The organism is Bradyrhizobium sp. NBAIM01 (assembly GCF_020194115.1).
Lineage (GTDB): Bacteria > Pseudomonadota > Alphaproteobacteria > Rhizobiales > Xanthobacteraceae > Bradyrhizobium > Bradyrhizobium yuanmingense.
Genome location: NZ_JADYVU010000009.1, coordinates 25,778 through 48,011, shown reverse-complemented (window position 1 = coordinate 48,011; position 22,234 = coordinate 25,778). Strand labels below are relative to the sequence as shown.

15 protein-coding genes are annotated in these 22,234 nt (G+C 64.4%); 4 read left to right on the top strand and 11 right to left on the bottom strand.

The annotated features are described in order from the left end of the window. Positions 1-15: 15 nt before the first annotated feature. From I6F31_RS36735 to I6F31_RS25940, 8 genes are all read right to left on the bottom strand, one after another. Positions 16-3,606, bottom strand: coding sequence for a Dyp-type peroxidase (locus I6F31_RS36735; RefSeq protein ID WP_225186327.1), 3,591 nt, complete (start codon positions 3,604-3,606; stop codon positions 16-18). A 519-nt stretch (positions 3,607-4,125) separates the two neighbouring features. Then, entirely contained in the window at positions 4,126-5,121 is a 996-nt protein-coding gene (locus I6F31_RS25970; RefSeq protein WP_225147966.1) for an FAD:protein FMN transferase, read from the bottom strand. Next, positions 5,118-5,687 carry a nitrous oxide reductase accessory protein NosL gene (locus I6F31_RS25965; RefSeq protein WP_036039555.1) on the bottom strand — a complete coding sequence of 190 codons (570 nt, stop codon included), beginning with the start codon at positions 5,685-5,687 and terminating at the stop codon, positions 5,118-5,120. The genes I6F31_RS25970 and I6F31_RS25965 overlap by 4 nt, the downstream gene beginning before the upstream one ends. Further along, positions 5,684-6,511 (bottom strand): ABC transporter permease subunit, encoded by an 828-nt coding sequence (locus I6F31_RS25960; RefSeq protein ID WP_225140876.1) that lies wholly within the window; start codon positions 6,509-6,511, stop codon positions 5,684-5,686. Before I6F31_RS25960 ends, I6F31_RS25965 begins: the two co-directional genes overlap by 4 nt. Beyond that, positions 6,508-7,428, bottom strand: a complete 921-nt coding sequence (locus I6F31_RS25955; protein WP_225186326.1) for an ABC transporter ATP-binding protein — start codon at positions 7,426-7,428, stop codon at positions 6,508-6,510. The genes I6F31_RS25960 and I6F31_RS25955 overlap by 4 nt, the downstream gene beginning before the upstream one ends. After that, entirely contained in the window at positions 7,425-8,783 is a 1,359-nt protein-coding gene (locus I6F31_RS25950) for a nitrous oxide reductase family maturation protein NosD (protein ID WP_109143766.1), read from the bottom strand. Before I6F31_RS25950 ends, I6F31_RS25955 begins: the two co-directional genes overlap by 4 nt. A 13-nt stretch (positions 8,784-8,796) precedes the next feature. Next, positions 8,797-10,743 carry a TAT-dependent nitrous-oxide reductase gene (nosZ, locus tag I6F31_RS25945; RefSeq protein ID WP_128261662.1) on the bottom strand — a complete coding sequence of 649 codons (1,947 nt, stop codon included), beginning with the start codon at positions 10,741-10,743 and terminating at the stop codon, positions 8,797-8,799. Positions 10,744-10,765: 22 nt separating this feature from the next. Beyond that, positions 10,766-13,060, bottom strand: coding sequence for a NosR/NirI family protein (locus I6F31_RS25940; protein WP_225186325.1), 2,295 nt, complete (start codon positions 13,058-13,060; stop codon positions 10,766-10,768). Positions 13,061-13,258: 198 nt separating this feature from the next. Between I6F31_RS25940 and I6F31_RS25935 the strand changes: the two genes are divergently transcribed. From I6F31_RS25935 to I6F31_RS25920, 4 genes are all read left to right on the top strand, one after another. Beyond that, positions 13,259-14,137, top strand: coding sequence for a ferritin family protein (locus I6F31_RS25935; RefSeq protein ID WP_225186324.1), 879 nt, complete (start codon positions 13,259-13,261; stop codon positions 14,135-14,137). Positions 14,138-14,616: 479 nt separating this feature from the next. Continuing rightward, the gene (locus I6F31_RS25930; RefSeq protein ID WP_225186323.1) at positions 14,617-15,648 is read left to right on the top strand and encodes a TRAP transporter substrate-binding protein; all 1,032 of its coding nucleotides are present in this window, start codon (positions 14,617-14,619) and stop codon (positions 15,646-15,648) included. A gap of 30 nt (positions 15,649-15,678) precedes the next feature. After that, positions 15,679-17,568, top strand: coding sequence for a TRAP transporter large permease subunit (locus I6F31_RS25925; protein WP_225186322.1), 1,890 nt, complete (start codon positions 15,679-15,681; stop codon positions 17,566-17,568). Positions 17,569-17,589: 21 nt separating this feature from the next. Beyond that, positions 17,590-19,239, top strand: coding sequence for an acyl-CoA synthetase (locus I6F31_RS25920; protein ID WP_225112888.1), 1,650 nt, complete (start codon positions 17,590-17,592; stop codon positions 19,237-19,239). A gap of 54 nt (positions 19,240-19,293) precedes the next feature. Here the strand turns inward: I6F31_RS25920 and I6F31_RS25915 are convergent, their stop codons facing one another. Genes I6F31_RS25915 through I6F31_RS25905 form a run of 3 tightly spaced genes read right to left on the bottom strand, consistent with a single transcriptional unit; the run spans position 19,294 to position 22,220 of the window. Continuing rightward, a complete protein-coding gene (locus I6F31_RS25915; RefSeq protein WP_057029200.1) occupies positions 19,294-20,271 on the bottom strand; it encodes a TRAP transporter substrate-binding protein in 978 nt (325 codons plus the stop codon). A 39-nt stretch (positions 20,272-20,310) separates the two neighbouring features. Then, complete coding sequence (locus tag I6F31_RS25910; protein ID WP_035999234.1) at positions 20,311-21,624, bottom strand: TRAP transporter large permease subunit; 1,314 nt, start codon at positions 21,622-21,624, stop codon at positions 20,311-20,313. A 2-nt stretch (positions 21,625-21,626) separates the two neighbouring features. After that, complete coding sequence (locus I6F31_RS25905; RefSeq protein WP_035999231.1) at positions 21,627-22,220, bottom strand: TRAP transporter small permease; 594 nt, start codon at positions 22,218-22,220, stop codon at positions 21,627-21,629. Positions 22,221-22,234 lie beyond the last annotated feature (14 nt).

Here is a 22,234-nt window from a genome sequence, read left to right as displayed (position 1 = left end):
TTCCCTTACACGGCTCTAGGGTGGAGGTGGGCTCGGCGCGGGAACTCTTCCGTCCATCGTCAGGCTCATTGGAATGGGGCCGGTCCTTAAGGGCAGCTCCGTCTCCACCAGTGCGCTGAAGAAACCCAGCATCACCGCCAGTGCCGGGTCTGCTCCGGGACATGAATGCGTCGGATGCCCCGCGACCCTGCGGTTGCCGCCGAAGGCGTGGTAGATGTCCTGGCGGCCTTCGGCGAGACTTTGCTGGGTGGCGGAGACTGCGCCGGCGACGATGACGTCTCCGGGCCTCACCTCGACGCCTCCGATGGTCTGCGAAACAACCGCCGTCCGCCAGATCAATTCGGGCACCGCGCGAAGTTGCATCGCGGGGATGAAGTCGTCTCTTAGCCGGTTGAGGGCGTCCATGTAGTTCTTTGCCTTCGTGCCGGCGTAGCGAGCGCGCAACGCCCATAGCGTTCCTTCGCGCAGCCATTCGTTCAGTATCCGCCGCAGGTTGCCGTCGACGGTCGGAATGAATCCCATCATGGCGCCTGCGACCGTGCGCGCCACGAACGGAATGTCGCCGTTGCCCCGCGGCGAGTTGTAAACCGCCTTCGTCACCGGCGCGTTCGTCGGCCCGAACTGCGTCAGGAAATTTTCCATGGCACGGCGCGCAGCATCGCCATGCGCCGCGCCGATCGCCTCCACTGTCGCGTTCGGGTGCGGCTGGAAGATGTAGCGTGAAGGGGACAGGAAATGCCCGGGATAGCCGGGCGGCTCGCCCGGCGTCCAATCCCAGCGATAGCCGACGCGGCGGAAATGACCCCCGTCTTCGCTCAACCCGAACCACGCTTCGCAGAAGGCGGCGAGCAGCGGATCCACCAATTCGTGCACGTCGACGGTCAGCTCCCAGCTCGCTTCGCCGTCGCTGGCGGCATAGTCGATCGTCTGCTTGACAAACAAGCCCAGCACCTTCTGTGTGACCGCGCGCGCCAGCTCGAATGCGGCGGGTTGGTCAAGGGCCATGATCGCGGCATTGCAGGCCTCGGATTCCTGCTCGTAGACCTGGTCTGGCTGCCCGGCGTCGCGGCCAAGATAGAGGATGCCGAACGACCGCAGCATGCGGGGAAGATATCCGGTGATGGTCAGCTTGGTGTCGGAATCGGCGAACACCTTGTAGACCATGTCGCGGTCGGCCACCAAGACCCCGAAGGGCGTGCGAAGCGCGCCGCCGTGGCGCTCGCGGATCGCAGCCCAGATCGAGGCGTTGACGAAATGCGAGGCTGAATCCGGATCTTCGAGCGCTGTCTTCCACGCGGCCATCGCCGCGGCTTCGCCCTGCTGGCGCTCGATCAGGCGCAGACGCGCGATCTCCTTTTCTCCCCGATCCGCGCACCATGTCACGGCCGGTTTATACCCCCGGCTCGCCGCCCATTGCTTTAGATCGGCAAGCGCCTTCTTCGATGGCGCAAAGAAATATGCTCCCCATTCCAGACGAACGAACGGACGAGGTTCGTCGTGGAGCCGGTCCGAGCCGTCGAGCGCGACGCGAATGGTTTGGCCTTCATGCTCGAAACGGAAATGCCGGAGCCGGCCAGGCTCGGCGAGGCCGAGGAAAGGATCGCTTACCCCCGAGGACGAACCCGCGCTGTTACCGCCAGAGAGCCAGCTCTGCACCACCTCGAACTGCTCGCCGAGGCTGGCATTGTAGGCCATGAAAACCAGGCCGCGCTCTGGTTGCTGGCCGGATTTGGCGGCTTGCGCGTCGACGGGCGGACCGTAGGACATGCCGCGCCTGACGATCCGTGGGGGCCGGGCGCCGGCATCCGCCTTGGTGATCGACACGCGCGGATTGGCGCGCCGTATGTGCGCGTGAAACGGGCACGATTGGGCCTGCGGGTCGGCGTCGTAGTTGAAGTCGTTGTGGCCTTTGTCAGGGGGCGGAGTAGGGGTCAGGGGTTGCCCGGCCTGGGGATGGCCGGTCGGCCAGCGTCCCATCATCTTGGCCATCAGCGTCTCGCGCGTCAGGGCAGGTGCGTCCGGTCCGGCCGTCTCGGCTGCTTGTCGCGTCGCGCGGGCGAGCACATCCTCGAGCTGCTCGACGTCCTGTCGCAGCTTACGCAGTGCCATGAAGCTGCCGTCGCGGAGCATTGCGTGAGCACGATTGGTCGCGTTGCCGAACGGCGCCGTCTCGTCGGCGATGTTTGGATAGCCGCACAGAATTTCGCCGAGATGCACCTGATTGGAATAGTGCGTGCCGGCCTCGCACTCACGCAGCACCGGGTTCGAACTGCCGTCGGCGAACCCGAAATGGTCCTGCATGTCGCGGGATCTCTTGTCGCGCTGCCGCTGCATCCATTGGATCGAAAGGGGCCTGATACCCGCATCGACCTCGACCAGGCGCTTCATTTCGGCCATCAACGCATGTCTCGCATCCGCCGTCGTCTGCGCGTCCTTGGGTAGCAACAGGCGGAGTTGAAGGACGGCATGGACCGAGCTCATGCTGATGCGCGGCGCCGGGTCGCCTTCGGGCAGGTCGGGCGCGTCGATCCCGAGCGCCCAATTGCTGGCGGGAAGGCGCCATCGCTGCGGATGATTCCAGCGCACGTCGCCGAGCAGGCCGGCGCGTCTTTCCATGCCCTGCACGAACTCTTCCGGCAGAGTGCGCACCTCTTCGTCCGACAGGCCGGCCTGACGCAGTCCCTCGACCGTGAATGCGATGTTGGTGACGATCTGCCCCGGCGTCAGAACGTCGGCTTCGGAAGTCACCTCGAGGACGTCGAGAAACGCGGCCAGTGCGGCCGGATTGGCGAACTGCAGCAGCAGCAGGCAGCCGTGATCTGAATTGTAGGCGGTCAGAATTCCGCCTTGCACGTTACCGCGATCCTGCAACGGCAGTTCGGCCGGCGGGGCGAGGGGCAGGTTGCGCCGTACCGGCGCCACATCGGGCGGGGCCATCAACCAGCGCAGGGCCTCATCATAGCGCCGGCGGGCGCGCTTGACGCCTTCCGCGTAGGTGGGGTCGTTGATCATGGTGACGAATTCCGGCAGCAGCTCGTGGCCGGCCCGATGCAGAAGCACCCCGTCATGCGTCCCCGGCGGATAGAAGTCGGCCAGACGGTAGAGTCCCGCCAGTGCGCGGATGCCGTGGCGAAATGGAGGCCGGGCGGCGGCTTCGATGCTGAGCGGTTTGCTGAAGCCGGCATTGGTCGGATCGACGCCGACCTGGCCGTCGACCTCGAATATCGAGTGTCGCGCGATGTCTTCCGGCGAGGGAATCCTGATCCGCGTGACGATCTTGTCGGCGCCGGCGCCAGAGGCGCGCCGATAGACCCGCTCCTCCATCCGCAGGAAGCGCGTGTCATCCACGGTCAGGTCGGGAGTGGCATAGAGGAAATAGGCTTCGGTCTGCTTGCTCTTGAGCCAGATACCCCAGTTTTCGTACGTGTTCTCGTATCCCAGCACATAACCATCGGTATTGCAGAAGATGAGGTCGAGCAGCCGGGCGGCCTTCTGCCAGATGACGCGGACATAGGCTTCCCAGGAGCCGTCGAACGTGGCGGTCAGCAGCACATAGTCCACGCCGTCCACGGATTCGTCCTCGGGTTCGAGCACGGCGATGCCCACCGAGTGGATCCGCCCGACGCGGTCAACGGAATCGGTCAGCACGCGGGCGAGCTCGTATTCATACGCGTTGGCGCGTCCGCCATTCAGCGCCCGTAGCACGTATTTGACGCGGGTCTTGTACGTGGTCGCATCCAGGGACGGCACGAATCCCTTCTTGATCGGAGCCATCACCCTGAAATCGGACGTGCCGGCCATGCTGCCGGTCTTGATGGTCAAATCACGACGCATGTTTTTGGCTCCCCTGCTGCGAGCGTCTCTTCGCTGCGCGCTCCCAAAATGTGAAAATTACGGCTTCACTTCCTCAAACGTGCAATCTGGCTCGCAATGTTTCCAATGCGCTCATGGACTTAATGCAGGCATTTCGGTCGCGAAGTTGGTCGTTGCGGCAGCTCGAGCCAGAGCGGATCAACTCTGCGGCTGCGGCTCTCCAGCTTTTATGAACTGGCCCACAATTCCGAACTTTCTTCGCGGTCGCAAACCGGGAAGTCGCCGGAAGGAAACGAGCGTCGTCGTTGGGTATTATGCCAATAATTCGACCGACTTGCCGGCCGCGTCGATCACGTGCACGCGGTCGATATCGACACGCCGCAACAGCGATCGAATCTGGCCGTCCGGCATCAGGCTGAACGCCGTCGACAAGGCGTCCGCTGCAGTCGCGCTGCGGGAAACAGTGGTCACGCTGCGATAGCGGTGGGCGCAGCCGCCCGATCGGGGATCGAACAAATGGTTGAAGCGCGCCCCGGAATCGAACTGGCAACCGTAACCGCCTGAGGTGGAGACGGCGCGGTCGACGATCGGCAGCACCGTTTTGGTGTGGCCCGCGCTGTCCGGATCGGCGATACCGACGTCAAAGGGGCTTCCGTCCGGACGCGAGCCGATCGCCCGGGCCTCGCCCATGTCGACCAGGCTGTGCGAGATGCCGTGCGCGCGCAGCAGGTCGACCACCTTGTCCGTAACGTAGCCCTGCGCGATCCCGTTCAGGGTGACGGCCATGCCCTTGGGCATCACGATCCGGTCGCGGCTGACCGACAGCCGGCTGCTGTCGACGCGCGCCAGCGCAGCCTCGATCTCGGCTGGGCGAGGGCCGGCCGGATCGGCGTCAGCTCGCGCGAAATGGCGGGCATAGAGCTCCCACAGCGGCTGCACCGTGACGTCGAACAAACCGCCCGTCAGCGTGGCGTAGCGCTGCGAGGTTGAAAGCAGATCGACCATTTCGGCGGCCGGATCAACCAGGACACCCGTCCGGTTCAGCGCGACCAGGGCGGAATCGTCGAGATAGAGACTGAACAGCCGTTCGAGCCGGCGCGCCTCGGCGCAGGCCAGCGCGATCAGCCGCTCGGCCCGGCGGCGGTCTTCGTCGTGAATCTCCAGCGCTGCGACCGCGCCGAGCATCGTGCCGCGCCAGGTGACCGGCGCGGCCTCGGCACAAACGGGACGTCCGACGGACAGCGCGCCGAGCCCCGCGGCAGCGGCGCTGATCCGGATGAAGCGTCGGCGGGACAGCATTGGCGTCATGGCGTCCTCCTCGCTCCGTCACCCGGCGCCCCTTCGGACGCTTCGTCCGGCGCCGCGCCGCCGGCATTCGCGGAAGCGAGGACGTAGTCCCGCGGCACCTCGTCGAAGCCGACGATCCTGCCGCCGTTCTCACTTGCGAATCTCTCGGCGGCGGCCCGGTCCGAGAACGGCACGGCCTCGTCGCCGCCCATGCCGCTCTTGACTCGGCTCTCGATCACGAACAGCGCCTTGCGCGCCTCGATCCAATTGTCGGCGCTAGGCTTGTCCCAGTCGGGCGCCTTGCCCATGTCGGACACGTAGATCGCCAAAATGTCTTTGGGCTCATCCGGCAGCATGGTGAAGGCGATCGCATCGCGCACCGACGAGAACCAGACGGGCTGGATCAAGCTCGCGGCGAAGATGTGACCCTTGGGTCCGGGATGCTCGAGCACGTTCATGCCGCAGTAGTGGCCGATGTCCTCCGCGGTCATCCGATGCGGCGGCGGGATATTGGCAGCCTGCTTGTCGTTGCAGCCCGCGAGCGCGAGCGGCAGCAGCAGGGCGAGCAGCAGCGTTCGGCGCCTCATAGCTCCCTCCGCGAGAAGGCGAGCGCGGCCAGGCCCAGCGGCAGCAGCGTCCAGCCGAGCAGGGAGGTCAGCAGGACCGGCACCGTCAGCGACGTGGTTTGGGCGAGGCCGGCCATGCCGGCGAACGTGCTGACATTGGCGAAGCCGGTCAGATTGATCAGCCGGTAGGCGTCGGTCGGGTTCGCCAGCAGCATGACGTTGAGCGCGGCCGCAGAGATGCTGCGACCCTGGTCGAGCGCAAGTACGCCCAGCAGCGCCATGTCGTAGATGAGCACCAGCAGCAGCCACAATCCGATGCAAATGCCGGCAGCCGTTCCGCGATCACGCACGAGCGCGCTGACCAGATAGCCGATCGCCACAAACGCAGCTCCGAGCAGCACCGAGGAGCCGATCATGGCCACGAAGGCCACGAGACTGTCGCCATCGATACGGCCGCCCGTCGCCGCCAGCGCCGCCACGGCAAGTCCGTAGCCAAGGCAGGTCGCGAAGGCGAGAACGGCGAGATGGCCCAGGAACTTGCCGAACAGCACCTGCGACCTCGCCACCGGGTAGCTGAGCAACAACAGCATCGTCCCCCGCTCCATCTCGCCGACGATGGCGTCGTGGGACATCAGCAGCGCGATCAGCGGAACGAGAAAGATGGTCAGGCTCGACAGGCTGACGATGACAACGTCGAGCGTGCGCACGCCGACATTGCCGGTCGGCGCGCTGCCGAGAAACGTCAGCGACAGGGCAAGCCCGGCCAGCAGCAGCGTTGCCGCAAGCACCCAGCGATTGCGGATCGCCTGATGGATCTCCTTGGCTGCGATGATCAGGATGTTCATGAGGCCTGCTCCGATCGTCGGAGAAAGTGAGCATAGAGCTCGTCGAGGCTCGGCGGGACCACGTCGACGTCCTCGACCGAATTGCCGGAGGCGGTGGCGCGATGCAGCAGCTCGATCTTCCGCTCCGGTGCGGCGTCGATCTCGACGAGGTGGCCGTTCAAGCGGCGGCAGGTGGCGTCTTGCGGAGCCCATCCGGGCATCTCGCTGGGCGAAAGGCCGGCGACCTTGAGGCGGATCCTGGTAGGCAGCCGGGCGAGACGACGGAGCTCGTCGATCGATCCGTCCGCGACCTTGACGCCGCGGTTCATGATGATGACCCGGCCGGCGCGCTCTTCGAGCTCGGTCAGCGCATGCGACGACAGCAACACGGTCGCACCTGCCGCGGCGAGGCGCGCGATGATGTCGTAGAAGGTCTGCCGCAGCTCCGGATCGAGACCGGTGGTCGGCTCGTCCAGCAGCAGCACGCGCGGCTGCCCCAGCAGCGCCTGCGCGAGGCCGAGACGCTGGCGCATGCCCTTCGAATAGGTGTTGACCCGGCGGCGGCTGGCGGCGCCGAGGCCCACGGCATCAAGCAACTCCAAGCCCTTGGCAACCGGCTCCCGCTTCAGCCTGGCGTAAAAGGCCTGCGTCTCGCGGCCGGTCAGGGCAGGGTCGAAGGAGACGTTTTCCGGGAGATAGCCGAGCTGCCGTCGGCCCGCGAATTCACCGGCGGCGGGATTGTCCCCGAGAACCTCGATGGAGCCGCTGGTCGGCCGGATCAGCCCGAGCATGAGCTTCATGAGCGTGGTCTTGCCGGCGCCGTTGTGGCCGATCAAGGCGACCAGCTCGCCCTGGCCAAGCGTGAAGGAGGTATCGCGCACGGCCTTGACCGGCCCATAGGTCTTGGTGACGTCGCTGACGCGTACGATCCCCGTCATGGCGTTTCCTTCGCTGCGCGGCCGTTCGGCGGCGACACCATCGGATGGCTGTCGACGACGCCGCCAGGCAGCAGCGCGGGAAATTGCGCCTGCGCCCAGCGGATCACCTGCACTGCGGGGCTGTTGATCAGGACCTTCGCGGCCGGCGCGGTCCACAGCACGCGATCGACGAGGTCGTTCGGCCGATACGCCGTATCGGCGATACCATCTCCGTTCAGGTCGAAAGCCGGATTGTCGCTCCAGTAATTGCCGCGCCCGCCGATCGACCAGTCGAGATGCCGGGTGCCGACATATTTCACCTGGTTGGCGTTGCTGACGAAGGAGTTGCCCGTGATCTCGTTGCCTTCGGAGCCGGCCGTGAAGTGCACGCCGATCGCGCAGCGCTCGAACCAGTTGTTGCGGAACTTGTTGTGGTTGGTGTTGTAGATGAACACGCACTTTTCCGGGCCGGTCTTGAGAGAGCTCTCCCGCTTCTGCTGCGGGAGCATGCCTCGCTCCTCGGCCGGCCCGTCCTCCGGCTTCTGCATCGTCGGGTTCAGCTGGCCGCCGGTGACCCGGTTGCCTTCGATCACGGCGTAGTTTGCGTAGTTGAAGAGAAGTCCATAGTCGCGATCGCGATCGGAGCTGTTGCCGCGGATCACCAGACGGTTCGAGTACATGATGGCGTAACCGACGTGGTTGCCGATCGACACGTTGCCGCTGACTTCGCTGTCGTTGGTGTACATGTAGTGGACCGCGAAGCGAACCTGCTCGAAGCGGTTGTCGATGAAGCGGTCCTTGCTGCTGGAGATCGAGAAGATGCCGTCGCGGCCATAGCGGAACGTATTGTTAGCGATGGTGACATCGGGCGCGTTCCACAGCGAGACTCCATTGCCGGCCTCGCTGAGACGCCCGCCGCGCAGTCCCTCGATCTCGTTGCGCGCCACCCGCGAGCCCCTGGCGCCATGCACATAGACACCGAACAGGTTTTCCACCAGCCGGTTGTCCTCGATCCTCGCGCGCTCGGCCGTCTTCTGCAGGAAGATCCCGGAATTCATCGCCTGCAAGTCGCGGCCGGACCCGCGAATGGTCAAGCCGCGAATGGTCACATCGGCCGCGCTGACGGTAATGACGTTGCCGGAACCATCGCCATCGAGCACAGCGTCCCGACTCCCGACCAGCTGCAAGGGGCGGTCGATCCGGATCGGACCATGATATTCGCCCGGCGCAAGCTCGACGACGTCGCCGGCGCGCGCATGATCCAGCACGGCTTGCAGCGGCTGGCCGGGTGCAGCCGTCAAGGTCTCCGCTTCGGCGAAGCCGGATAATCCGGCGGCCGCCAGCGCCGCCGGAAACATGCGTAACAGAAGTCGCACGAAGTCACTCCGATCAGACCGATTTCGGTTCGACGAACATCCTGCCTTTCATCTCCATATGCATGGCGTGGCAGAACCAGGAGCAATAATACCAGTAGACGCCTGGCTTGTCGGCCGTGAAGGTCACCGACGCGGTGGCCATCGGCCCGATCTCCATGTTGATGCCGTAGTTGACGATGCAGAACCCGTGCGTCAGGTCTTCGACCGCGTCGATGTTGGTGACGAAGACGGTCACTTCGTCACCTTGCTTGACCTGGAACTGATCGAGTCCGTAGGCCGGCGCGGTCGAAGTCATATAGACCCGCACCTTGTTGCCGTCGCGGATCACCTTGGAATCCGCCTCGAGGTTGATGCCGTCGGCCTTGGCCTGCTTGACCGCATCCGCAAAGATCGGATCCGCGCGGTCATAGATCGAGACGGGGTTGATCTTGGAGCGGTGGACGATGGTCGCGTCATGCGGCTCGGCGAAGCTCGGGCCGTCATGCACGAGCTTCATCTGATCGCCCGAGATGTCGATCAGCTGATCGTTCTCCGGCTTGAGCGGGCCGACGTTCAGGAAGCGGTCCTTCGAGAACTTGTTCAGCGAGATGAGCCATTTTCCATCCGCCTCCTTGGTCTGGCCCATCGAGGTGTGGTTGTGGCCCGGCTGATAGTGCACGTCGAGCTTCTGGAGGATGGGGTTGACCTTCTCGCCCTTGAAGGCGCGCTTGGCGAGGTCGATGTTCCACTTGCAGACCTGGCTGTCGAGGAAAAGGGTGGTGTAGGCGTTGCCCTTGCCGTCATAGGCCGTGTGCAGCGGGCCAAGGCCAAGCTCCGGTTCTGCAACGACAACGTCGCGCGGCTTGATCTTGTCATCGAACAGGTCGTCAAATTTGCGGACGTCCATCACAGTCACGGTGGGCGAGAGCTTTCCGGCCGCCACGATGTGGATGCCGTCCGGAGCGGTGTTCATGCCATGCGGATTGTTCGAGACCGGAACGTAGCGGGTGTAGGCCGAACCCTTGCGGCCGTCGATCACGGGCACGCCGTTCATCTCCTTGAAGTCGCCCTTTTTCACGGCCTCTTCGATCCGCTTGATGTTGAAGATGACGACCCAGTCCTGTTCGCTGGCGGTCATTTCCGCGAGAGTGACGCCTTCCTCACCGTTGTAGCAGGTCGCAAAGCAGTACTTGCCCTGGTAATCGGCATCGACATTGTCGAGGTTGCCGCTGACGATCACCTGCCAGGCTACCTTCATCGTGTCGCCGTCGATCGCACTGAAGATCGAGCGATACTGCTTGGGATCGTCCAGGATCTTGCCGTCATTGGGCAGCGGCACGCCATCCTCGCCGTTGGCGAAGACATAGCCCGTGCGCGGATATTTCTGCAGGCGGAGGCCGTGAACGGTGTGCTGGTTCGGCAGTTCGATGATCTTGTCGCACTTCATGATGTCGAGCCGCACCCGCGCGACGCGGCTATTGGCCTTGTCGTTCATGAAAGCATAGCGACCGTCATAGGTGCCGTCCGTGAACGAAATGTGCGGGTGGTGGAGGTCGCCGTTCAAGTAGGTGCCGCCGCGGTTCTTCAGGAACTCGCGGGTCGCAGGTTGCATCCCCTCGGTCAGAACTTTGATGCTTTCGTTGGTCTGCCCCCAGCCGGTCGCGCTGCAGCGATTAAAAACCGGAACGCGCATCAATTCGCGCATCGAGGGAAGGCCGACGACCCGCATCTCTCCGGACTGGCCGCTGGAGAAGAACACGTAATATTCGTCGAGCTCGCCGGGCGCGACCTCGGTCTTGTGAACGGCCGGCCGGGCTGCCGGTGCTTTCGGCGCGGCATTCTTGGTCTGCGCGTCCGCAGGCGCGACGAATCCGCCGTCCTTCAGCATCACTCCGCCGGCAAGGCCCACGCCCGCTGCGGCCGCCGTCGTTCCGAGCACGGTTCGTCGGCTGACGCCCTTGGTTTTTTCGTTTTCACTCATGATTGCCTCCTCGGCTTCGGGTTCAGTTTGGGGGTGGAGAGAGGACTGCCGATGCGGCAACGGGCTTGCCACCGGCGGTAATGACGGTCGCGGGACCCTTGCCGCCGGAGCGCATCGAGGGCGACGACATCGCCGCGAACTTCTCGCGCTTGAGCCGCACCTGGATCATGTGCGGGCAGCGGTGGTCGTCGTAATAGAGTTCCTGACAATGCATGCAGTAGATGCATTCGTTGACGTTGATGTGCCCCTCGGGATGGATCGACTGCACCGGGCATTCCTTGGCGCAGCGCTGACACGGCGAGCCGCATTCTTCCCAGCGGCGCAGCCATTCGAACGTCCGCATGCGCCCGGGAATCGCGAGCGCCGCGCCGAGCGGACAGAGGTAGCGACAGAAGAAGCGCTCGATGAAGAGGCCGATGACGAGCAGGGCGACTGCATAGGCCACGAACGGCCAGCTTCGTGAGAATTTCAGGATGATCGCGGTCTTGAACGGCTCGACCTCGGCAAATCGCTCGGCCATCTCGACGGAGTAGAGCGACAGCCCGAACAGTCCGAGAAAGATGATGTACTTGATCGGCCATAGCCGTTCATGCAGTCCCCACGGCACCGTTATTTGCGGCACCTTCAGCCATTTCGCAGCCGTGTTGGTGAGCTCCTGCAGTGCGCCAAAGGGACACAGCCAACCGCAGAACGGTCCGCGCCCCCAGAACAGGAGCCCGCCGGCCGTCGCCGCCCATAGAATGAAGATCAGCGGCGCGGCGAGGAAGAATTCCCAGTGGAAGCCGGTCACCAGCGCGTTGGTGAAGGTGACGACGTTGACGACGGAGAGCTGCGCGTTGGCGTACCAGCCGAGCCAGACCAGAACGAAGGCGAGATAGCCCCGCCGCACCCAGGTGTAGAGCACCGGGCGGCGCACCAAGAGGTTTTGGAAGAAGAAGACGCCGGTGAGGGCGGCCAGCATGAAGGCGGTGATGGCGATCGAGACCGTGCTCGATCGCCAGATCCGCATCCAGAGTGGCTCGTCCGCCTCCGCCGGCGGGGCGGCCGCGACGGCTGCCTGCGAGGGCGGAGGCGCTGCGCTCTCTGGCACGGTCACGGCCCGCTGCTCGCGGCGTATGTAGCTATCGGGCAGGGTGTAGTTGACGTCGAAGGTCAGGAATGCCTTGTCGCGGCCGCCGAGGCTGCGCTGCACCAGGAGCTGAAGCTGCCACGGCTGCGTTGGATCCAGCGTGAACTCGGGAGGCGTGACGAACAGCGCGATTTCCCTGAACTCCGGCGCGCCGACCGCGTCCAGCGCACCAAGGCGGGTATGGTTCCGGTCGCGGAAGCGGGTGCTGTTGCCTTCCTGCAGGATTTCGATCCGATCGAAGATACCACCGCGCACATAGGCCGAGCCCTTGAAGGAGTAGGGGCCGTTGCCGGCGACGATGATCGCCTGCTGTCCGGGCTTAAGGCCCTCCTTCAAGCGTCGATAGCCATCCTCGCCAAGGAGGCTGCGGCCGATCGTGGGCGCACTCGCGAGGGCGACGTAAAGATCGATGAAGGTGTCGTTCGCGTCACCCGGTTCGGGATATTGAGTCGCCGCAGCGCTGCCGGATTTTGCAAAGGCGTCGTTGATGTCTCCGATGCCGAGATGAAGCCGGCGGATCGAACCGTCGCCGACGAGGCTCTCCCAGTCGCGGACTTCGCTGTGTTCGAGATCCAGCGTCTTGATGACGGGGGGCAGGGCAGCTGAAACCGCCGCGCCGTTGCCGCCGCCAACACGGCCGCTTCGGATCAGCTTGGACGCCGCACGAACGATGCTGTCGCCCATCACCAGCACGGTGACGGTTGCGCCGCTGACGATGTCGACCTGCGGTGGCCTCTCGGCACCACTTGCGACCGGCTTCATGTCTTTGCCGATCAGCGCGTTCACGGCAGCGATGATGCGCGCCTCGGGAATGCCGACCAGCACGATCGGCTCCTTGTGATCGACGAGCTTGATGCCGGTCATGACGCCGTTGGGATCGATTCCAGCCAGCAAGTGAATCGGTTTGCCGGAGTAGCCGACGGTGTTGGCGAAGTCGGAGTTCAGGAACACGAAACCTTGGAGCTGGTCGCCACGATAGACGGGCACGATGGGCGGATCGCCCTGCGGAGGTCCGAACCGCTCGGCGCTTGGGAAGAAGTCAGCAGGCGATGTTTTGGAAAGATAACCGGCAAGATTTCCTGCGGCGCATGCGGGTTCGAGCCACAGCGTTGCACAGATCGCAAAGAGGACGGCGAGCAACGGGCCGCCGAGCCAATCGTTTGCGGTTGCGGAACAACTCCGGGCCATGAGCACCACAGGTGGAACAGCCGCCCCAAACGAGGACAGCTTTTCATTCGATTCGAAAGTTTGATGTCCCGGGATCGCCGCTGACGCCGGGTTGGCAGGCTCCTTGCCTGAGCCGAATTGACTCGCGTCAATACAGCCTTGTTAGTATCCGGACACGATGCCTCATTGCGCTGGATCAAACAGCGAAGGAATTCGGCAATGCCTCTGCTTCGAAAGGCTCTCCTGGGAGCCGAGCCGACCGGTGCCTTGCAGTCGCTTGATGAGCTGTTCGCGCTCGCGCATGCCATGGAACAGGAGGCCGCGAACAGGTACAGCGGATTTGCCGATGAGATGCGTCGGCAGAACAAGAACGACTTGGCGGCGGTATTCACCCAACTCGCAGCCGCGGAACGCGAGCACGTCGACAGCGTCGCACGATGGTCGCAATCGCGCTGCGGCAAGGATCCGGATCCTGCGCTGGTGCGCTGGGAAGCGCCCGAGACCTTCGATGCAGAGACCGCCGCTGAGGTGAACACCTCGCGGCTTTTGACGCCGTACCGCGCGTTAGCGATGGCAGTGCGCAATGAGGAACGGGCCTTCGCGTTCTGGTCCTACCTGGCAGCCTATTCCCGGGATGCTGAAGTCAAGAAGGCGTCCGAGGCCATGGCAAGGGAGGAACTCGGCCATGTCGCCGCGCTGCGGAAGGAGAGGCGGCGCGCATATCGCCACGAACACGAACGGAGCCGTGCCGAGACGTCGGCGGAGCCTCGACCGCCGCATATCGACGCGCAGCGGCTCGAGCTCCGCCTGGCCGCGCAACTTGCCGAGATGGAACCACGCCTGAGCGGGCCAGCGGCGGTCCGGATAAGGGGCATTCGCCAACAGGCAATCGAGATGGCCGACGCCGCCGTGGGTGCGGGAAGCTTTCCGGCGCCCATGGAACGCAAAGGCCCATTGGAGGTCGCCGAAGCGCTCGTCGACGGCTACCTCGAAGGCGCCGAACGGGCGACCGATGCGGCCCACCTCGAACGCCTGCAGCGACTGGCAGAGCAAGCGATCTCGAGATTGGCTTGGCTCCGATCGCTGTCGGCGGCGTAACGCGCTTGCGGCAATCGTGGCTATGGGTGCCGTCGATCGCATGGCGGCTTGTCCGAAGGACAGTGGCCGGCAGGCCGTCGAAAGCGTCCCAGACGGAATCTCAGGGTGGGCCTCGGTGCGATGCGAGCGGTCGGATGCCGTCGCCAGAGCAAAATCCACAATTCGCATAAGGTATATTATGGAATATGTTTATGTACAATCAGATCAGTTATTTAGGCGGAATTGCTGACATCCGACCTTCGCCAAAGCCCGTATCTCCGTCTGCGCGTCGGCCGTCGTCTTAGCTCTTGACGTCTACTGTGCATGGGGTTGTTTTTCAGGTTTTGAAACGGGTCGAGGTCTGCGAAAGCCGATATTGCCGTGACCTTGTCCGGCTGCAATAAGCGAGGCATCCGCGAGATCGCAGATGACCCTAAGGCCGACCGCCCGTATAGGTTTGCATCTCAGAACAACAACAAACCTTCCGAGGAAGCAGACCCATGGTCCTTTCCACGCGCTATTCCCGACGCACGCTTCTCAAGGCTTCCGCCGCGACCGCGGTCCTCGGCGGCCTCGGTGCGCCCCATGTGGCCCGCGCCCAGAGCGCCGAGTTCACTTACAAGTACGCCAATAACCTGCCCGACACCCATCCGCTCAACGTCCGCGCCAAGGAGATGGCGGCGGCGATCAAGACCGAGACAGGCGGCAAGTTCGACCTGCAGATTTTCCCGAACAACCAGCTCGGTTCCGACACCGACATGCTGAGCCAGATCCGCTCCGGCGGCGTCGAGTTCTTCACGCTGTCCGGCCTGATCCTGTCGACCCTGGTGCCGGCGGCGTCCATCAACGGCATCGGCTTCGCGTTCCCAGACTACGACACGGTCTGGAAGGCCATGGATGGCGATCTCGGCGCCCATGTCCGCGGCGAGATCAAGAAGGCCGGCCTGGAGGTCATGGACAAGATCTGGGACAACGGCTTCCGCCAGACCACGTCGTCGACCAAGCCCATCGCCGGGCCTGACGACCTCAAGGGCTTCAAGATCCGCGTGCCGGTGTCGCCGCTGTGGACCTCGATGTTCAAGGCGTTCGATGCGGCGCCCGCCTCGATCAATTTCAGCGAGGTTTATTCCGCGCTCCAGACCAGGATCGTCGAGGGCCAGGAGAACCCGCTGGCGATCATCTCGACCGGCAAGCTCTACGAGGTGCAGAAGTACTGCTCGCTGACCAATCACATGTGGGACGGCTTCTGGTTCCTGGCCAACCGCAGAGCCTGGGAAAAGCTGCCGCAGGACGTGCGCACCGTCGTCGCCAAGAACATCAATGCCGCCGCCGTCAGGGAACGCGAGGATACCGCCAAGCTGAACGCCAACCTGCAGCAGGAGCTCGCGGGCAAGGGCCTGGCCTTCAACCAGCCGGCCATCGCGCCGTTCCGCGACAAGCTGCGCTCGGCCGGCTTCTATGCCGAATGGAAGGGCAAATATGGCGATCAGGCCTGGGGGCTTCTGGAGAAGGCCGTGGGCAAGCTGTCGTAGCGCGTTGGGGCCGTCGAGGTCGGTATCAGGATGGCTCACGTCGAGATCGAGGTGACCGAAGTGGTGGGCGAGGTGACGTTGCAGTCCCCTCGCCGACCTTCGCTGCTGGCCTCAGTCGAGCGCGTGCTCGGCCTCGTCGTCGAAATCCCGACGGCGATCCTGGTGGTCGCCGAGATCGTGATCCTGTTTGCCGGGGTGGTCGCACGCTATGGCCTGCACCGGCCGCTGATCTGGTCGGACGAGCTCGCCTCGATCCTGTTCCTGTGGCTCGCCATGCTGGGAGCGGCGGTTGCGTTCCGCCGCTCCGAGCACATGCGCATGACGGCGGTCGTCGCCAGCGCCAGGCCGGCGATGCGGGCCTATCTCGATCTGGTCGCGACCTCCGCGGCCCTGGCGTTCCTGATCCTGATTGTGTGGCCGGCCTCCGACTACGCCTATGAAGAAAGCTACATCACGACGCCGGCGCTGCAGATCTCCAATATGTGGCGCGCCGCCGCGCTGCCGGCCGGCATCGGCCTGATGGCGGCCTTTGCCCTGCTGCGGCTCGCGCGCGCCGCCGACCACCGCATGGTTGCGGCCGCCGTGCTGTCGGTTGCGGTCGTGATCGGCCTGTTCTGGCTGGCCGAGCCATTGCTGCGGCCGCTCGGCAATCTCAACCTCATCATCTTCTTCGTCGGCGTCGCCGGCTTCTGCGTCTTTGCCGGGGTTCCCATTGCGTTCGGCTTTGGTCTTGCGATCTACGGCTATCTCGCGCTGACCACGCGCACGCCGGTCATGGTGCTGGTCGGGCGGATGGACGAGGGCATGAGCCACCTCATCCTGCTTTCCGTGCCGCTGTTCGTGTTTCTGGGGTTACTGATCGAGATGACCGGCATGGCGCGGGCCATGGTGGCGTTCCTGGCAAGCCTGCTCGGCCATATCAGGGGCGGCCTGCATTACGTGCTGGTCGGCGCGATGTACCTCGTCTCCGGCATCTCTGGCGCCAAGGCGGCCGACATGGCGGCAGTCGCGCCCGTGCTGTTCCCGGAGATGAAAGAGCGCGGCGCCAAGCCCGGCGATCTCGTCGCGCTGCTGGCGGCCACCGGCGCCCAGACCGAGACCATCCCGCCCAGCCTCGTGCTGATCACGATCGGCTCGGTCACGGGCGTCTCGATCGCCGCCCTCTTCACCGGCGGCCTCCTGCCCGGCGTCGTGCTCGCCGTCACGCTCTGCATGCTGGTGTGGTGGCGCTACCGCCACGAGGACATGGGCCACGTCCGCCGCGCGACGGCATCCGAGATCGGCAAGACCTTCGTCGTCGCCCTGCCCGCGCTCGCGCTGCCTTTCGTGATCCGCTATGCCGTGGTCGAGGGCATCGCGACCGCGACCGAAGTCTCCACCATCGGCATCGTCTATGGCGCCCTCGTGGGCCTTCTGATCTACCGCCGCTTCGACTGGCGGCGGCTGTTTCCGATGCTCGTCGAGACCGCCGCGCTGTCGGGTGCGATCCTCCTGATCATCGGCACGGCGACCGGCATGGCCTGGGGCCTGACCCAATCCGGCTTCTCGCGCTCGCTGGCTGCAGCCATGACGGGATTGCCGGGCGGGGCTGCGACCTTCATCGCCGTGTCGATCCTGGCCTTCACCATCCTCGGCAGCGTGCTGGAGGGCATCCCGGCGATCGTGCTGTTCGGACCGCTGCTGTTTCCGATCGCCCGCGCCGTCGGCGTGCACGAGGTGCACTACGCCATGGTGATCATTCTCGCCATGGGTATCGGGCTATTCGCCCCGCCCTTCGGCGTCGGCTATTATGCCGCCTGCGCCATCGGGCGCGTCGATCCGGCCGAAGGCATCAGGCCGATCTGGGGCTATCTGCTGGCGCTGCTGGTGGGATTGATCATCGTCGCGATCTTCCCCTGGATCTCGATCGGATTTCTTTGATGCGGTTTAAGGAGGGTGTCGATGAGTGAGCGACAGAATCCGTACAATATCGGCCTCGACAAGACGCAAGCCAACTATGTGCCGCTGAGCCCGCTGAGCTTCCTCGCGCGCAGCGCCGCGGTCTATCCCGATCACGTCAGCACGGTCTATGAAGGCCGCAGCTTCACCTGGGCTCAGACCTATGAGCGCTGCCGGCGGTTCGCCTCGTGGCTTTCGAGCAAGGGCATCGGCGTCGGCGACACCGTCGCGGCGATGCTGCCGAACATTCCCGCGATGAACGAGGCGCACTTCGCGGTGCCCATGACCGGCGCCGTGCTCAACGCGCTCAACATCCGCCTCGATGCGCCTTCGATCGCGTTCCAGCTCGATCATGGCGGCGCGAAAATCATCCTGGTCGATCCAGAGTTTTCAGGCGTCATCACTGCGGCCCTGGCGCAGATGACCGGCCCCAAGCCGCTGGTGGTCGACGTCGACGATGCATCGTTCAAGGGCGGCACCCGCATCGGCGAGATCGAATACGAGGCAGCCGTCGCCGAAGGCGATCCAAGCTTCGCGCCGATCACGCCGAGCGATGAATGGGACGCGATTGCGCTGAGCTACACCTCGGGCACGACGGGCAATCCCAAGGGCGTCGTCACCCATCATCGCGGCGCCTATCTGAACGCCGTCAGCAACATCCTCGCCGGCAATCTCGGCCAGCATCCGGTCTATCTCTGGACGCTGCCGATGTTCCACTGCAACGGCTGGTGCTTTCCCTGGACCATTGCGGCGGCCGCCGGCATCAATGTCTGCCTGCGCAAGGTCGAGCCGACCAGGATCTTCGAGCTGATCAAGCAACACGGCGTCACCCATATGTGCGGCGCGCCGATCGTCTACAACACGCTGATCAACGCGCCCGATGCACCAAAGGGCGATGCGGCCCGCCGCGTCGTCGGCCTGATCGCGGGCGCAGCGCCGCCGGTCGCGGTGCTGGAAGGCGCCGAAAGCATCGGCATCAAGCTGACGCATGTTTACGGCCTGACCGAGGTCTACGGCCCCGCCTCCGTCTGCGCCGAGCAGCCGGGCTGGGATGACCTGCCCGCCGCCGAGCGCGCGCGCATGAAGCGCCGGCAGGGCGTGCCCTACCCGCTGCAGGAAAGCGTCACCGTGATCAACCCGCAAACGATGCAGCAGGTGCCGCGCGACGGCGAGACCATCGGCGAGGTCATGTTCCGCGGCAACATCGTGATGAAGGGCTACCTGAAGAACGAGAAGGCGACGAAGGAAGCTTTCGAAGGCGGCTGGTTCCACACCGGCGATCTCGGCGTGCTCGACGAGCACGGCTACGTCATCATCAAGGATCGCTCCAAGGACATCATCATCTCCGGGGGCGAGAACATTTCCTCGGTCGAGGTCGAGGACATCCTCTACAAGCACCCGGCCGTGCTGTTCGCGGCCGTGGTGGCAAAGCCCGATCCGAAATGGGGTGAAGTGCCCTGCGCCTTCGTCGAACTGAAAGAGGGCGCCAGTGCCAGCGAGGCGGATATCATCGCCTTCTGCCGCAGCCAGATGTCCGGCTTCAAGACGCCGAAGGCGGTCGTGTTCGGGCCGATCCCGAAGACGTCCACGGGCAAGATCCAAAAGTTCCTGCTGCGCAACGAAGTCGGCTCGGTGAAGGCGATCTCGGCCTGACCAGCGGCCAAAGAAGCTTCCGCCCGCCTGCGGCGGGTGGAAGCTCTCTCATCCTCACATCTTCTTGTAGGCGTCGAGCACCGCCTGACCGTCGGCCCCTGCCTTCTTAAGCCAGTCGGCCGTGAGCTGGTCGCCGATCTTCTGGAAGCCGGCCTTCAGTGCCGGGCTCGGCGGCTCGACAGTCATGCCTTTGGCCTTGAGCTGACCGAGGTACCAATTGGCCTTCTCTTCCCAAGCCTTCCAGCCGCGCGTCTCCGCGGTGGCGGCGGCCTTCAGGATGGCCTCCTGGGTCGGCTTGTCGAGCGCCTCGAACGCAGCCTTGTTGACGAAAGTGTAGTTCTTCGGAATCCAGGCCTGCACGTCATAGAAGTATTTGAGCGACTCCCACGCCTTCGAATCGTAGCCGGTGCCGCCCGACGACATGAAGGAGTTCACCACGCCGGTCGCCAACGCCTGTGGCAGTTCCGCAGCCTGGATCGTGACCGATTGCGCGCCGACCAGTTCGCCGATCCGCGCGGTCCCGACATTGTAGGCGCGCCACTTCAGACCCTTCATGTCCTCGATCGTGGCCAGCGGCTTGTTGACGTAGACGCCCTGCGGTGCCCACGGCACCACGAACAGCAGCTTGAGACCTTGCGCGTCGAGCTTCTTGGCGATCGCAGGCTTGGAGGCCTGATACAGCTTCGTCGCCTCGGGGAAGCTGGTCGCGAGGAACGGCACGACGTCGACGCCGAAGATCGGGTCTTCGTTCTCGTGGATCGACAGCAGCACCTCACCCATCTGCGCCTGCCCGGTCACCACGGCGCGCTTGATGTCGGGCGCCTTGAACAGCGAGGCGCCCGGATGAACCGTGATCTGGAGCTTGCCCGAGGTGGCGGCTTCGACGTCCTTGGCGAACGCGACCAGGTTTTCGGAGTGCGGATTGTCCGCAGGATACGCTGCCGGCAGGTTCCATTTGCTCTGAGCCAAGGCAGGTGTCGCGGCCAGCACAACGCCGGCAATCAAGGATGCGTGGAATAAACGAGACATCATCGGACTTCTCCTCACAGTCGATCTAGAGAACGGGTACGCTCAGTCTGGGAAAGCGAGCTTCGGCAGGAACGTCACGATCTGCGGATACTCCGTGATTATGAAGACCGCAGCGAGCAATAGCACGAAGAACGGGAAGGCCGCCCGCGCGACCGTGAACGTATCGCGGCCGCTCATGTTCTGGAGCACGAACAGGTTGAACCCCACCGGCGGCGTGATCTGCGCCATTTCGACGTGGATGATCAGATAGACGCCGAACCAGACCAGGTCGAGGCCGGCCTGCCTGACCATGGGCAGCACGATGACAGCGGTCAGAACGATCATCGAGATGCCGTCGATCAGGCAACCCAGGATGATGTACATGATGCTCAGATACAGCGCCAGCATGCTCGGCGTGAGCTGCTGGCCCTGGACCCAGGTGGCGAGCGCGGCCGGAATCCCCGTATAGGCCATCGCCGCCGTGGTGTAGGCCGCGCCTGCCAGGATCAGCATGATCATGCAGGTCAGGCGCGTCGCGCTCATGATGCTCTCGAGGAAGTTCTTGCGCGTGAGCGTGCCGCTCCACCAAGCTAGCAGCAGCGCGCCGGAAACGCCCCAGGCCGCGCACTCCGTCGCCGTCGCAAAGCCGAGAACGAGCGACAGGAACACCGCCAGGATCAGCAGCAGGCAGGGCGCGAGCTTGGCGGACTCGCGCAGCTTCTGCCGGAGCGGCATCGGCGGATCGCGCGGCGGAACCTTTGTCGGGTTGAGCAGCGACCAGATGATGATGTAGCCGGAATAGAGCGCGATCACGAGCAATCCCGGCAGGAAGCCGCCGAGAAACACTTGAAGCACGGAGACGTTCGCCGTGACGGCATAGACCACCATCGGAATCGACGGCGGGATCAGCAGGCCGAGCGTGCCCGAGCCCGCCAGCGATCCGAGGCTCAGGCCCTTGTCATAGCCGCGCTTGTCGAGCTCCGGCAGCGCGATCTTGCCGATCGTCGCGCAGGTCGCCGCCGACGAACCCGACACCGCCGCGAAGATGCCGCAGCCGATCACGTTCACATGTGTCAGCCGTCCCGGCAGCCACTGCACCCAGGGCGACAGGCCGCGGAACATTTCCTCCGACAATTTGGTGCGGAAGAGAATCTCTCCCATCCAGATGAACAACGGCAGGGCCGCCAGCGTCCAGGATGAGCTCGCGCTCCAGGTGGTGGTCGCAAGCACGGTGCCGAGCGGCAGGCTCGTGGTGAGCGCCATCGCCACGAAGCCGACCAGCCCGAGCGAGACCGCGATCCAGACGCCGCTTCCCAGCAGCAGGATCATGACGCCGAGCAGGACGAACGACAGCTCGATCATGCCGAGACTGGCCATGGTCAGCCCCCACCGCCCTGCGAGATGCGTTCGACGAACTCTTCCGGAGTTTCGTCGGGCGAGCCCTTCTCGTAGCTCGGACGGTTGCCGCCGATGACGTTGACCATCTCGTCGATCAGCGCGATCGAGAGGATCACGAGGCCGCCGGCGAAGCCGAGCTGGGGAATCCAGAGCGGAAGCGCGACCACGCCCTGCGCCACGTCGTTGAAGCGCCAGGAATCGTAGGTCATCTGCACAGCATGACGGGTGAAGTAGAGAATGAAGGCAGCGGCAATGCCGAGCGCCACGACCTCCGCGATCTGCTTGGTCCGCCCGTGCAAGCGCTCCAGCAACAGGCCGACGCGGATCATCTCTCCGCGCTTGAAGGTGTGAGCGAGGCCGAGGAACGCCATCGCCGCCATGCACCAGGACGCAAAATCATCGCCGGCGGGAATGTTGAGCGCAAACTGGCGCCCGACCGACATCACCATCATGATTGCGAAGATCGCGACCAGGAAGACGCCCGCGGCATAGCCCGCGCCGAGATAGAGGAGGTCCAGCGCGCGTCGTACCGGTCCCTGAGTCGCTACATCGTCCTCTGCCAACGCGATCCCCATCCTCACACGATGCG

Bases quoted from the DNA above. Each gene is read 5' to 3' on its own strand.
- I6F31_RS25940 (WP_225186325.1), bottom strand. From the start codon at position 13,060: ATGGCCCGGAGTTGTTCCGCAACCGCAAACGATTGGCTCGGCGGCCCG.
- I6F31_RS25930 (WP_225186323.1), top strand. From the start codon at position 14,617: ATGGTCCTTTCCACGCGCTATTCCCGACGCACGCTTCTCAAGGCTTCC.
- I6F31_RS25925 (WP_225186322.1), top strand. From the start codon at position 15,679: ATGGCTCACGTCGAGATCGAGGTGACCGAAGTGGTGGGCGAGGTGACG.
- I6F31_RS25965 (WP_036039555.1), bottom strand. From the start codon at position 5,687: ATGAGGCGCCGAACGCTGCTGCTCGCCCTGCTGCTGCCGCTCGCGCTC.
- I6F31_RS25935 (WP_225186324.1), top strand. From the start codon at position 13,259: ATGCCTCTGCTTCGAAAGGCTCTCCTGGGAGCCGAGCCGACCGGTGCC.
- I6F31_RS25970 (WP_225147966.1), bottom strand. From the start codon at position 5,121: ATGACGCCAATGCTGTCCCGCCGACGCTTCATCCGGATCAGCGCCGCT.
- I6F31_RS25915 (WP_057029200.1), bottom strand. From the start codon at position 20,271: ATGATGTCTCGTTTATTCCACGCATCCTTGATTGCCGGCGTTGTGCTG.
- I6F31_RS25960 (WP_225140876.1), bottom strand. From the start codon at position 6,511: ATGAACATCCTGATCATCGCAGCCAAGGAGATCCATCAGGCGATCCGC.
- nosZ (WP_128261662.1), bottom strand. From the start codon at position 10,743: ATGAGTGAAAACGAAAAAACCAAGGGCGTCAGCCGACGAACCGTGCTC.
- I6F31_RS25920 (WP_225112888.1), top strand. From the start codon at position 17,590: ATGAGTGAGCGACAGAATCCGTACAATATCGGCCTCGACAAGACGCAA.
- I6F31_RS25905 (WP_035999231.1), bottom strand. From the start codon at position 22,220: ATGGGGATCGCGTTGGCAGAGGACGATGTAGCGACTCAGGGACCGGTA.
- I6F31_RS25910 (WP_035999234.1), bottom strand. From the start codon at position 21,624: ATGGCCAGTCTCGGCATGATCGAGCTGTCGTTCGTCCTGCTCGGCGTC.
- I6F31_RS25955 (WP_225186326.1), bottom strand. From the start codon at position 7,428: ATGACGGGGATCGTACGCGTCAGCGACGTCACCAAGACCTATGGGCCG.